This is a genomic window from Pseudomonas sp. 32A, from assembly GCF_052682255.1.
The window spans coordinates 3,530,392-3,543,031 of the sequence record NZ_JBQYLY010000001.1 but is presented as its reverse complement, the minus strand read 5'-3'; the positions used below and the strand labels follow the sequence as shown (position 1 = coordinate 3,543,031).

At 60.2% G+C, this 12,640-nt stretch carries 11 protein-coding genes; 8 read left to right on the top strand and 3 right to left on the bottom strand.

All coding sequences use genetic code 11. The features are described from left to right. Positions 1–154: 154 nt before the first annotated feature. From ACUN0G_RS16130 to ACUN0G_RS16120, 3 genes are read right to left on the bottom strand one after another with little or no spacing between them, the layout of a single operon-like run. The gene (locus ACUN0G_RS16130; RefSeq protein ID WP_258342455.1) at positions 155–922 is read right to left on the bottom strand and encodes a TerB family tellurite resistance protein; all 768 of its coding nucleotides are present in this window, start codon (positions 920–922) and stop codon (positions 155–157) included. A 1-nt stretch (position 923) separates the two neighbouring features. Then, complete coding sequence (murU, locus tag ACUN0G_RS16125; protein ID WP_093204454.1) at positions 924–1,598, bottom strand: N-acetylmuramate alpha-1-phosphate uridylyltransferase MurU; 675 nt, start codon at positions 1,596–1,598, stop codon at positions 924–926. Beyond that, positions 1,595–2,614, bottom strand: a complete 1,020-nt coding sequence (locus ACUN0G_RS16120) for an aminoglycoside phosphotransferase family protein (protein WP_445573822.1) — start codon at positions 2,612–2,614, stop codon at positions 1,595–1,597. Before ACUN0G_RS16120 ends, murU begins: the two co-directional genes overlap by 4 nt. A 130-nt stretch (positions 2,615–2,744) precedes the next feature. Between ACUN0G_RS16120 and ACUN0G_RS16115 the strand changes: the two genes are divergently transcribed. The 8 genes from ACUN0G_RS16115 (at position 2,745) to ACUN0G_RS16080 (ending at position 12,581) form a co-directional block, all read left to right on the top strand. Further along, a complete protein-coding gene (locus ACUN0G_RS16115) occupies positions 2,745–5,558 on the top strand; it encodes an LPS-assembly protein LptD (RefSeq protein ID WP_445573821.1) in 2,814 nt (937 codons plus the stop codon). Beyond that, the gene (locus ACUN0G_RS16110; protein ID WP_445573820.1) at positions 5,539–6,876 is read left to right on the top strand and encodes a peptidylprolyl isomerase; all 1,338 of its coding nucleotides are present in this window, start codon (positions 5,539–5,541) and stop codon (positions 6,874–6,876) included. Before ACUN0G_RS16115 ends, ACUN0G_RS16110 begins: the two co-directional genes overlap by 20 nt. Next, positions 6,873–7,862, top strand: a complete 990-nt coding sequence (gene pdxA, locus ACUN0G_RS16105) for a 4-hydroxythreonine-4-phosphate dehydrogenase PdxA (RefSeq protein ID WP_445573819.1) — start codon at positions 6,873–6,875, stop codon at positions 7,860–7,862. Before ACUN0G_RS16110 ends, pdxA begins: the two co-directional genes overlap by 4 nt. Further along, positions 7,859–8,671, top strand: a complete 813-nt coding sequence (rsmA, locus tag ACUN0G_RS16100; RefSeq protein ID WP_076017896.1) for a 16S rRNA (adenine(1518)-N(6)/adenine(1519)-N(6))-dimethyltransferase RsmA — start codon at positions 7,859–7,861, stop codon at positions 8,669–8,671. Before pdxA ends, rsmA begins: the two co-directional genes overlap by 4 nt. Positions 8,672–8,778: 107 nt before the next feature. Further along, positions 8,779–9,159 carry a Co2+/Mg2+ efflux protein ApaG gene (apaG, locus tag ACUN0G_RS16095; protein ID WP_003210996.1) on the top strand — a complete coding sequence of 127 codons (381 nt, stop codon included), beginning with the start codon at positions 8,779–8,781 and terminating at the stop codon, positions 9,157–9,159. After that, complete coding sequence (locus ACUN0G_RS16090; RefSeq protein ID WP_445573818.1) at positions 9,159–10,010, top strand: symmetrical bis(5'-nucleosyl)-tetraphosphatase; 852 nt, start codon at positions 9,159–9,161, stop codon at positions 10,008–10,010. Before apaG ends, ACUN0G_RS16090 begins: the two co-directional genes overlap by 1 nt. A 33-nt stretch (positions 10,011–10,043) precedes the next feature. Further along, complete coding sequence (glpE, locus tag ACUN0G_RS16085; protein WP_008434417.1) at positions 10,044–10,373, top strand: thiosulfate sulfurtransferase GlpE; 330 nt, start codon at positions 10,044–10,046, stop codon at positions 10,371–10,373. A gap of 285 nt (positions 10,374–10,658) precedes the next feature. Beyond that, positions 10,659–12,581, top strand: a complete 1,923-nt coding sequence (locus ACUN0G_RS16080) for a PrkA family serine protein kinase (RefSeq protein WP_003210999.1) — start codon at positions 10,659–10,661, stop codon at positions 12,579–12,581. Positions 12,582–12,640: the final 59 nt, after the last annotated feature.

Sequence of the window (12,640 nt, the reverse complement as noted above, 5' to 3'; positions counted from 1 at the left end):
GTAAAATGTGGGAGCGGCGGTGCGACGATTCGACTTGCTCGCGAATGCGGTGGATCAGTAACAGATACAGTGACTGACTCACCGCATTCGCGAGCAAGCCCGCTCCCACAGTTGATCCGGTTTACACCATAAAAAGCAGCGCCTGATGATTCTGCTAGCGAAAGTCTCGTCTTTCGCGAATCAGCGCATAGGCGTTGTGCAGCTCGCGGGTACGTTCGGTCGCCTCCCGCACCTGGGCTGGACTGGCGCCACTGCCAGCAATCTTGTCCGGGTGGTGCCGGCTCAGCAGGCGCCGGTAAGCGCGCTTGATCACCGAAGGTTCGGTGGTCGAGGTCACCCCCAGAATCCGCAGCGCCTCCTGGTAGGCCCCGCCACGATTGGCCAACGGTTTGCGCTCTGGCTCGTAGTCAGCCGCCAATGCCCGGATCTGTTGCACGGTCCAGCCCAGCCATTTGCCCCATTGCTCAATCAACTCGCGCTCGGCGGGACTGGCCTTGCCGTCCGCCCAGGCCATGCGCCAACAGGCACGCAGCACACCTTCCGCCGCATGAGGCTGAGCCTTGAGCACGCTCAAATAACTGCGCACCCGGTCCGAGCCGGACTTGCCCCGGTTAAAGGCGGCAATCGCCCTGCGCTGGGCTGGCTCAGACATATCCAGCGAGCGCATTTCCTGGCGCGCCTGCTGGATATGCCCGTCCACCACCCGGCCGTTACTCTTGGCCAGGCGACCGAGCAACACGAACAGCAGTTCGTCATTGCGCAACGCCGGCCGGCCGCCAAGGCGCTCGCGTAACTGAGCCCAGCTTTGCAGCTCCAGGCGCCGGTCCAGCGCCTGGCCCAGCAACGCGCCCAACATGGCCCCCGGAATGCTGGCAATGGCAAAGCCTGCCCCGGCTCCGATCAGAGTCCCTGGCCACAACATCCTAGTGCCCCGCTGTCAGCAGGGTTTCGACTTGCGCCAGGCGCTCCAGTGTCCCGACATCGATCCAGCGTCCGTTCATGTGTTCCCCCGTCACCAACCCTTTCGCCATGGCGTCACGCAACAGCGGCGCCAGTTTGAAAGCACCCGCACTGCAACCCGCGAACAGCTCGGGATGGAGTACGGAAATGCCACTGAAGGTCAGGTTATCGGCACCAGGAGCGGCATCATGAAGTGCACCGTCCTTTATGTAGAAGTCACCGCCGGACGGGTGATGGGGCGGGTTGTCGACCATTACCAGGTGGGCCAGGCCATTCAACGGCTGTTTCAGGCTGGCAAAGTCGTAATCGGTCCAGATGTCGCCATTGACCACCAGGAACGGTTCGTCCCCCAGCAGCGGCAAGGCCTTGAAAATCCCGCCGCCGGTTTCCAGCGGCTCGCCTTCGGCCGAGTACTGGATACGTACGCCGTACTGCGCGCCGTCTCCCAGGTAGCCTTCGATCTGCTGGCCGAGCCACGCATGGTTGATGACGATATCGGTGAAGCCCGCTTTCGCCAGCGCCTCGAGGTGGTACTCGATCAGGCGCTTGCCACCGGCCTGGATCAGCGGCTTGGGCGTGTGCAGGGTGAGCGGGCGCATCCGCTCACCTTTGCCGGCGGCCAGGATCATGGCCTTCATACCACCGCCTCGGCGCGCAGGCTCGCCAGCAACTCACCCAGGTCGCTCAACTCTGGCCGGTCCGCGAGCACCGCCTCTATATAAGCAAAGAAGCGCGGCACGTCGGCCAGGTAGCGTGGTTTGCCATCGCGATGGCAGATGCGCGCGAAGATGCCGATCACCTTCAGGTGACGCTGCACGCCCATCAGGTCGCTGGCTCGCAGAAACGCTTCAAAGTCCGACTGCACCGGAATACCCAGCGCGCCGGCGCGCTGCCAATAACCGCGCTGCCATTCCCGCACGCGGGCTTTCGGCCAACTGAGGAACGCATCCTTGAACAGGCACGTGATGTCGTAGGTCACCGGGCCGTAGACCGCGTCCTGGAAATCCAGCACGCCGGGGTTAGGCTCGCTGATCATCAGGTTGCGCGGCATGTAGTCGCGGTGCACCAGTACCTTGGGCTGGGCCAGGGCGCTGTCGATCAGGTGTTGGCTGACGCGCTGCCACAGGGCAAGTTGCCCCGCGTCAAACTCGATGCCCAACTCCCGGCGAACGTACCATTCAGGAAACAATTCCAGCTCCCGACGTAACAGCGCGACGTCATAGCTGGGCAATGGCGCCTCCATCGGCAATTGCTGGAAAGCCAGCAACGCATCGATGGCATCGGCGAACAATTGATCGGCGTTTTGCTCGTCAATCACGTCCAGATAGGTTTTTTTCCCCAGGTCGTTAAGCAAAAGAAAGCCGCGAATCAGATCTTGCGCATAAATTTTCGGAACATTTATTCCCGATTGACCGAGAAAATGAGCGATATCGACGAAAGGTTTGCAGTTTTCCTGGGGGGGTGGAGCGTCCATTACGACAAAACTGCGACCTCCTCCTTCCCATCGGAAGTAACGCCTGAAACTCGCGTCACTGCTGGCCGCAGTCAACGTGGCCGGGGGTACGACACCCCAGCCCTGGGCGGTAAAAAGGCTGGGCAATTGCTCATCAAGCCAGACTTTCAGCTGTTGCAAACGTAGATCTTGGTCGGGCATTACAAGGGTCTCCGACGGCGCTAGCCGTCAAGCGGGTCATGCTTTATTATCACGCATCTTTTTCAGACCATCGAGAGGCGTGCGGCCCACACCGCGGGCAGATGGCACGCAGGAAGCCCGGACTAATAAGATGGCATTGAAATCCCCCGCGTTTCGTAGAAAATTTCCGTTGCTGGTAACCGGCAGTCTGCTGGCCATGCAACCTTTCGCCACCTCATTCGTGGTCGCCGCGGAACAGTATGACTGCTCAGTCTCTGCTTCGGGTGCCTGGGATTGTGCGCCGAAGACGGCCGCAGCCCCGCTGCCACCGCGCCCGGTGCATGACGGCAGTGCCGTCAGCTCCGCCAATGGCACGCCGCAAGGCGAGTCCGGCGGCAGTGCCGAGGCCGTGCCGCAGACCACATTGGTCACCGAAGCCAAGGGCCGCGGCCTGCGTTCGCGCAGCGCCGACTACAGCCATCTGGACTGGGTCCCTCGCGAGAAACTCACCGCCGCGCAACTGGCCGAAACCGGCCCGTACTGCTCCGGCGCGTACATCGAGCCGATTCGTCCTGGCATGAACGACAAGACGAACAAGAGCGACGCACCGACTTTCATCGGCGCCAAGGTCTCTCGTTACGAGCAGGAACAGCAAGTTGCCTCCCTGGCCGGTGACGTCGTCATGCGCCAGGGCAGCATGCAGGTCGAGGCCGACGAGGCCAACCTCTACCAGGCCGAGAACCGTGGCGAGCTGAACGGCAACGTCCGTCTGCGCGACAACGGCGCCCTGCTGGTGGGCGACCACGCTGAAGTCCAACTGGACACCGGCGCCGCCAAGGTCGACAACGCCGAATACGTGATGCACAAATCGCGCATCCGCGGCAACGCGCTCTACGCCAAGCGTGCCGAGAACGCGATCATCCGTCTCAAGGACGGTACGTACACCACCTGTGAGCCGAACAGCAACGCCTGGCAGCTCAAGGGCAACAACATCACGCTCAACCCGGCCACCGGTTTCGGTACGGCGACCAACGTGACGTTGCGGGTCAAGGACATTCCGATCCTTTACACCCCGTACATCTACTTCCCGATCGACAACCGTCGTCAATCCGGCTTCCTGCCGCCGAGCTTCAGCACCGGCAGCGAGACTGGCTTCACGTTGGTTACGCCGTACTACTTCAACCTGGCGCCGAACTACGATGCCACGTTGTACCCGCAATACATGACCAAGCGCGGCATGCTGATGGAAGGCGAATTCCGCTACCTCACCAAGTCCAGCGAAGGTCAGTTTGGTGGCGCGTACCTGAACGACGACAGCGACGAGCGCAAGCTGCAGACCGACTACGAAAAAACTCGTTATATGCTCAACTGGCAGCATAAGGGCGGGTTGGATTCGCGTGTAATGACTCAGGTCGATTACACCAATATCAGCGATCCTTATTACTTCCAGGATCTGAAGTCCTATCAAGAAGGGATCAAGACCCAAGACTATGTGAACCAGCAGGGTTCGGTGACCTATCGTGGTGATAGCTACCAGGCACGACTGAACCTGCAGGCTTACCAGCTGGCGACGATTTCCCAGATCACTCCGTATGACCGTCTGCCGCAGATCACCTTCAACGGTGCGCTGCCGTACCATCCGGGTGGGTTGAACTTCACTTACGAGACCGAAGCAGTACGCTTTGATCGAGATCTTGAGAACGGAACCTTCACCGATGAAAACGGCGCAGTATCGCGTCGTCTGGACACGTATGTAACAGGCCTGACCCGTGCAAACGGTACTCGCCTGAACGTCGCGCCAGCGGTCGAATACCCGATGAATACGACCTACGGTTTTATTACGCCGAAGCTGAAGTATGTCTACACCAAGTACGATCTTGACCTTGATAGCACGGGTAAGAATGACATCCTCGTTGCGCAAGCAGCTGCAACCCCTGCTAATCCTTATGCTGGCGGCACCTTTAAAAGCTCCCAAGACCGTGCAATACCGGTCGCCAGCGTAGACAGCGGCCTGTACTTTGATCGCAATACCAACTGGTTTGGCAAAGACTACCGACAGACTCTTGAGCCTCGTGCGTACTACCTGTATGTACCGAATAAAGACCAAAGTGATATCCCTGTATTCGACAGCGGTGAGTACTCGTTCAGCTACGCGTCATTGTTCCGCGACAACCGTTTCAGCGGCACTGACCGTATCGGCGACGAGAACAAGCTGTCCCTCGGCTTGACCAGCCGCTGGATCGAAGAGAACGGTTTCGAACGTCAACGCGTTGCAATCGGCCAAGCCATCTACTTCAAGGATCGTGAAGTACAACTGCCTGGCATCCTCGCCAGCCAGCGTGCTGACGCGCAATCCAACGTCTCTCCGGTTGCCCTGGACTACGAGTTCCGCTTCAACCGCGACTGGCGCGCCACTGCAGACTATAACTGGGACACTGAAACGCACAGCCCACGCTCCGGCAGTGCGATGTTCCACTATCAGCCGGAAGACAACCCGAACAAGGTCATTAACGTCGGCTACCGCTACCGTAACGACCAGGTTGTCTACAACCAGCTGACCGGCAAATACCAGTTTGGTGGCGACTACGGCAGCCCATCGGACCCGTCGACCTTCATCAAGGATTACTACAAAATCCAGCAACACGACTTCTCGATGATGTGGCCGATCATTCCTCAGTGGAACCTGATCACCCGCTGGCAGTATGACTATGCCCGCAACCGTACCCTGGAAGCCTTCGGTGGTTTCGAGTACGACAACTGCTGCTGGAAACTGCGCGTCATCAACCGTTACTGGGTTTCCAACGACGAATACAGCCAGATCGCCCCGCTGAACGAAAAGGGTGACCACGGGCTCTTCTTCCAGATCGTCCTTAAAGGACTCGGCGGCCTGACCGGCGCCAAGGTAGAGAGCTTCCTCGACAAAGGCATTGAAGGTTATCGTGAACGTGAAGACCAAGCTTTCTGATTGTCTGCGCCCGCTGATGCTGGGCGCGCTGTTCCTGGGTACTGCCGCAGCCCACGCTGCGGTTCAACCGCTGGACAAGGTAGTGGCCATCGTCGATAACGACGTGATCATGCAGAGCCAACTGGACCAACGGGTCAAGGAAGTTCAGCAAACCATCGCCAAGCGCGGTGGCGGCGTACCGCCGACCAGCGTGCTGGACCAGCAGGTGCTTGAGCGCCTGATCGTTGAAAACCTGCAATTGCAGATCGGCGATCGCTCCGGCATCCGTATCAGTGACGAAGAATTGAACCAGGCTGTCGGCACCATCGCCCAGCGCAACAACATGAGCATTGATCAGTTCCGCGCTGCCCTGGCTCACGACGGTCTGTCCTATGAGGACGCCCGTGACCAGATTCGCCGTGAAATGATCATCAGCCGTGTGCGTCAGCGCCGTGTGGCGGAGCGGATTCAGGTGTCCGAGCAGGAAGTGAAGAACTTCCTGGCCTCTGACCTTGGCAAGATGCAGCTTTCCGAAGAACTGCACCTGGCCAACATCCTGGTTCCTACCCCAGACAGTGCCAACGCTGAACAGCTCAACGCTGCCGCGGCGAAAACCCAAGCTATTTATGACCGGCTCAAGCAAGGCGCTGACTTTGCTCAGATGGCCATTGCCCAGTCCGGCAGCGACAACGCCCTCGAAGGCGGTGACATGGGCTGGCGTAAAGCCGCTCAACTGCCACCACCGTTCGACCGCGAGCTGAGCACCATGGAAGTGGGTGGCATCACCCAGCCTGCGCGCACGCCAGGCGGTTTCATCATCCTCAAGTTGCTCGGCAAGCGCGGCGGCGAAGAAGCCCAGATGAAGGACGAAGTTCACGTTCGTCACATCCTGGTCAAGCCAAGCGAGATCCGTACCGAAGCCCAAACCAAGGAACTGGCCCAGAAGATCTATGACCGCATCGAAAGCGGCGAAGACTTTGCCACCCTGGCCAAAAGCTTCTCGGAAGACCCAGGCTCAGCCCTCAACGGCGGCGATCTGAACTGGATCGATCCGAAAGCACTGGTTCCAGAGTTCCAGGACGTCATGGCCAAGACTCCGCAAGGCGTACTGTCCAAACCGTTCAAGACCCAATACGGCTGGCATGTGCTGGAAGTCCTTGGCCGTCGCGCCACTGACAACACCGCCCAGGCCCGCGAGCAACAAGCCCTGACCGTACTGCGTAACCGCAAATACGACGAAGAGCTGCAAACCTGGTTGCGTCAGATCCGTGACGAAGCCTACGTAGAGAACAAGCTTCCTGGCGCCGACCAAACAGGCACCGACCAGGCAGCCCAGTGAAACCCAAGCGTTTCGCATTGACACCCGGCGAGCCGGCCGGCATTGGTCCTGACCTGTGCCTGCTGCTCGCCTCGCACACCCAGCCACACCCCCTGATTGCCATTACCAGCCGCGACTTGCTCCTTGAGCGGGCCGCGCAGCTGGGCGTGGCCGTCGATCTGCTATCGGTGGGCCCAGGTAACTGGCCTGACCTTCCGGCACCGGCCAACAGCCTGTACGTGTGGGATACCCCGTTGGCGGCCAAGGTCGTCGCCGGGCAACTGGACAAGGCCAACGCTGCCTTCGTCCTGGAAACCCTGACCCGGGCCGGCCAAGGCTGCATCGAAGGCGATTTCGCCGGAATGATCACCGCGCCCGTGCACAAGGGCGTGATCAATGAATCGGGGATCGCCTTTTCCGGCCATACCGAATTCCTCGCTGAACTGACCCAGACCGAACAAGTGGTGATGATGCTGGCAACGGGCGACCTGCGGGTGGCCCTGGTGACCACTCACCTTCCCCTGCGGGAGATTGCCGACGCCATTACCCCCGAGCGCCTGGAGCGTGTCACACGCATCCTGCACGCCGACCTGCGACAGAAATTCGGCATCGCCCAACCACGCATCCTGGTCTGCGGGCTCAACCCCCACGCCGGTGAAGGTGGCCACCTGGGCCATGAAGAAATCGACATCATCGAACCAACCCTGGAGCGTCTGCGCCTTGAGGGCATGGACCTGCGCGGCCCATTGCCTGCCGACACTCTGTTTACCCCCAAATATCTGGAGCACTGCGACGCAGTGCTGGCGATGTACCATGACCAGGGGCTGCCCGTGCTGAAGTACAAAGGCTTCGGCGCCGCCGTCAACGTGACACTGGGCCTGCCGATCATCCGCACCTCCGTCGACCATGGCACCGCCCTGGACCTCGCCGGCAGCGGCAAGATCGATACCGGCAGCCTGCACGTGGCCCTGGAAACCGCCTATCAGATGGCCGAGACCCGTATATGACTGAGCATTACCAACACCGGGCGCGCAAGCGCTTCGGGCAAAACTTCCTGCACGACGCTGGCGTGATTGACCGCATCCTGCGCTCCATCCACGCCAAGCCCGAAGACCGCCTGCTGGAAATCGGCCCGGGCCAGGGCGCCCTGACCCAAGGCCTGCTCAAGAGCGGCGGCCAGTTGGACGTGGTTGAGTTGGACAAGGACCTGATCCCGATCCTCAACCAGCAGTTCGCCGGCATGCCCAACTTCAACCTGCACCAGGGCGACGCGCTGAAGTTCGACTTCACCAGCCTCAATGCAGCGCCCAACAGCCTGCGGGTGGTCGGCAACCTGCCATACAACATCTCCACCCCGCTGATTTTCCACCTGCTGAACAACGCCGGCATCATCCGCGACATGCACTTCATGCTGCAAAAGGAAGTGGTCGAGCGTTTGGCGGCGGGCCCTGGTGGTGGTGATTGGGGTCGTCTGTCGATCATGGTTCAGTACCATTGCCGCGTAGAGCACCTGTTCAACGTCGGCCCGGGCGCGTTCAACCCGCCACCGAAGGTCGACTCCGCCATCGTGCGCCTGGTGCCTCATGCGGTGCTGCCGCACCCGGCTAAAGACCACAAATTGCTGGAGCGCGTGGTACGCGAGGCGTTTAACCAACGCCGCAAGACCTTGCGCAATACGCTGAAGGCTTTGCTCAGCAACGCTGAAATCGAAGCCGCCGGCGTCGACGGCAGCCTGCGTCCTGAGCAGCTGGACCTGGCCGCCTTCGTGCGCCTGGCTGACCAGCTCGCCATTCAGCCTGCGCCAGCGGCTGAATAAAGTAGAGTCGGGCACGGCCAGACAGCATGTCTGGCCTAGTGCCCACCACTTGGCCTAGACTGATCGGCATCCGCTGTTCCCCCGCTTTTGCTTTTAAGGCCTCTTGCATGTCCGATCCTCGTTATCAGATCGACGTCAGCGTCGTCACCCGCTTTCTGGCGGAACAATCGCAACCCGAGCAGAACCGTTTTGCGTTCGCCTACACCATTACCGTGCAAAACAACGGCGAGCTGCCTGCCAAGCTGCTGTCGCGCCATTGGGTCATCACCGACGGTGACGGCCAGGTCGAGGAAGTCCGCGGCGCCGGCGTGGTCGGCCAACAACCGCTGATCGCCCCCGGCAAGAGCCACACCTACAGCAGCGGCACCGTCATGACCTCCCGCGTCGGCAACATGCAAGGCAGCTACCAGATGCTCGCCGACGACGGTAAACACTTCGACGCCATCATCGCCCCGTTCCGCCTCGCGGTACCTGGAGCCCTGCACTGATGGCGACGTATGCCGTCGGTGACCTGCAAGGCTGCCTGGAACCGCTCAAGTGCCTGCTCGACCGTGTGGCCTTCGATCCAGCCAAGGATCGCCTGTGGCTGGTAGGCGACTTGGTCAACCGTGGCCCGCAATCCCTGGAAACCCTGCGCTTTCTTTATGGCATGCGCGACTCCCTGGTGTGTGTGCTGGGCAACCATGACCTGCACCTGCTGGCCGCAGGCAATAACATCGAGCGCCTGAAAAAGGGCGATACCCTGCGGGAAATCCTCGAAGCGCCAGACCGCGCCCAGTTGCTTGACTGGCTGCGCCGGCAAAAGATCATGCACTACGACGAGAGTCGTGACATGGCCTTGGTGCATGCCGGCATTCCTCCGCAGTGGACGCTGAAGAAAGCCCTCAAGTGTGCAGGCGAAGTCGAAGCCGCCCTGGCCGATGACAACCTGTACACGGCTTACCTGGATGGCATGTACGGCAACGATCCCGTGAAGTGGGACAACGATCTGACCGGCGTCGCCCGCCTGCGGGTGATCACCAACTACTTCACCCGCATGCGTTTCTGCACCGCCGAAGGCAAGCTGGACCTGAAGAGCAAGGAAGGCGCCGACACCGCCCTCCCCGGCTACAAGCCCTGGTTCGCCCACAAGGAGCGCAAGACCCGTGAAACGAAGATCATCTTCGGCCACTGGGCAGCCCTGGAAGGCAAATGCGATGAACCCGGTGTATTCGCCCTCGACACCGGCTGTGTGTGGGGCGGCGCCATGACCCTGATGAATGTCGACACCGGCGAGCGCTCGAGCTGCCAGTGCGACTCGCCCATTCCCGAACAACTGCAGGCCACGGCAAAGCGCTGAGCCGCGCTTTCACACAGGCCAAAGGAGCCCGCCATGACTGAATTCAAACGTATCCCTCCCGAGCAAGCCCAGGCCCTGCGCGAGCAAGGCGCGGTGGTTGTCGACATCCGCGACCAGCCGACCTACAACGCCGCCCACATCAGTGGTGCCCAGCACCTGGACAACCACAACATCGCCGACTTCATCCGCGCCGCCGACCTCGACGCGCCGGTAATCGTGGCGTGCTACCACGGCAACTCCAGCCAAAGCGCGGCCGCCTACCTCGTGAGCCAGGGTTTCTCCGACGTCTATAGCCTCGACGGTGGCTTTGAGCTATGGCGTGCGACCTATCCTGCAGAAATTGCTGCAGGCGACGCGCAATAATTTTTTTCAAACCCCGCTACCCCGCGTGACGCTTGGCCTCGCGCCGTTTCTGACGAACGGCGCGGCCAAACTAATTTCGTATCGCGCCTTGACCTCCCTGATTCCGAACTATCCTTAAGCGCAGGCCATCCAAAACAGGGGAGAGCCGGTACACCGGCGTGCGGGTCATCGGTAGCGTTTCAGGGTGTTCTGGGGGGAAAACGGCCATTGGTGTCCACCAATGACTGCCAGCATCGACTGATTGATCCGGCGTCGGCTCCACGTATCGAGCGAGGTGACGACGTCATGAGTATTTTTAGCCACTTCCAACAACGCTTCGAGTCCACCCGCCAGGAAGAGCTCTCGCTTCAGGAGTATCTCGAACTGTGCAAAAAGGACCGAAGCGCCTACGCGTCTGCCGCTGAACGCCTGCTATTGGCGATCGGCGAGCCGGAGCTGGTGGACACCGCAGCCAATTCGCGACTGTCGCGAATTTTCTCGAACAAGGTGATCCGTCGCTACCCGGCCTTTGAAGACTTCCATGGCATGGAAGAATGCATTGACCAGATCGTCTCGTATTTCCGCCATGCCGCCCAAGGCCTGGAAGAGAAGAAACAGATCCTCTACCTGCTCGGCCCCGTCGGCGGCGGTAAGTCGTCCCTGGCCGAGAAGCTCAAACAACTGATCGAGAAGGTGCCGTTCTACGCCATCAAGGGCTCGCCGGTGTTCGAGTCGCCCCTGGGGCTGTTCAACGCCACGGAAGATGGCGCGATCCTCGAAGAAGACTTCGGTATTCCACGGCGCTACCTCAATACCATCATGTCGCCGTGGGCGACCAAGCGCCTGGCCGAATTCGGCGGCGACATCAGCCAGTTCCGGGTGGTGAAGCTCTATCCATCGATCCTCAACCAGATCGCCGTGGCCAAGACCGAACCCGGTGACGAGAACAACCAGGATATCTCGGCGCTGGTGGGTAAGGTCGATATCCGCAAACTCGAAGAATTCCCGCAGAACGACGCCGATGCCTACAGCTACTCGGGCGCACTGTGCCGGGCCAACCAGGGTCTGATGGAGTTCGTGGAGATGTTCAAGGCACCAATCAAGGTGCTGCACCCACTGCTTACCGCGACACAGGAAGGTAACTACAACAGTACCGAAGGCCTGGGGGCGATTCCGTTTACCGGGATCCTGCTGGCCCACTCCAACGAATCGGAATGGCACACCTTCCGCAACAACAAGAACAACGAGGCCTTCATCGACCGGATCTACATCGTCAAGGTGCCGTACTGCCTGCGGGTCAGCGATGAAATCAAGATCTACGACAAGCTGCTGTTCAACAGCTCCCTGGCCAAGGCCCATTGCGCGCCTGACACCCTGAAGATGCTGGCCCAGTTCACTGTGCTGTCGCGCCTCAAGGAGCCGGAAAACTCCAACATCTACTCGAAGATGCGCGTGTATGACGGCGAAAACCTCAAGGACACCGATCCGAAGGCCAAGTCAATCCAGGAGTACCGCGACACCGCAGGTGTGGACGAGGGCATGAACGGCCTGTCGACACGCTTTGCGTTCAAGATCCTGTCCAAGGTCTTCAACTTCGATCCGCACGAAATCGCCGCCAACCCGGTGCACCTGCTTTACGTGCTGGAACAGCAGATCGAACAGGAACAGTTCCAGGCTGAAACCCGCGAGCGCTATCTGCGCTTCCTCAAGGAATACCTGGCACCGCGCTACATCGAGTTCATCGGCAAGGAAATCCAGACCGCGTACCTGGAGTCCTACAGCGAATACGGCCAGAACATCTTCGACCGCTACGTGCTGTACGCAGACTTCTGGATCCAGGACCAGGAATACCGCGACCCGGAAACCGGCGAGATTCTCAACCGCGTAGCCCTCAACGAGGAACTGGAAAAGATCGAAAAACCCGCCGGCATCAGCAATCCGAAGGATTTCCGCAACGAAATCGTCAACTTCGTGCTGCGCGCCCGGGCCAACAACAATGGCAAGAACCCTACCTGGCTCAGCTACGAGAAGCTGCGGGTGGTCATCGAGAAGAAAATGTTCTCCAACACCGAGGATCTGCTGCCGGTCATCAGCTTCAACGCCAAGGCCAGCAAGGAGGATCAGCAAAAACACAACGACTTCGTCACTCGAATGGTCGAGCGTGGCTACACCGACAAACAGGTACGACTGCTCTCCGAGTGGTACTTGCGGGTCCGCAAATCGCAGTAAGGCAGCGACAAGCGCGCAATGCCAGGCTCCCGGTACGCCGGACAGCCTGGCAATCGACC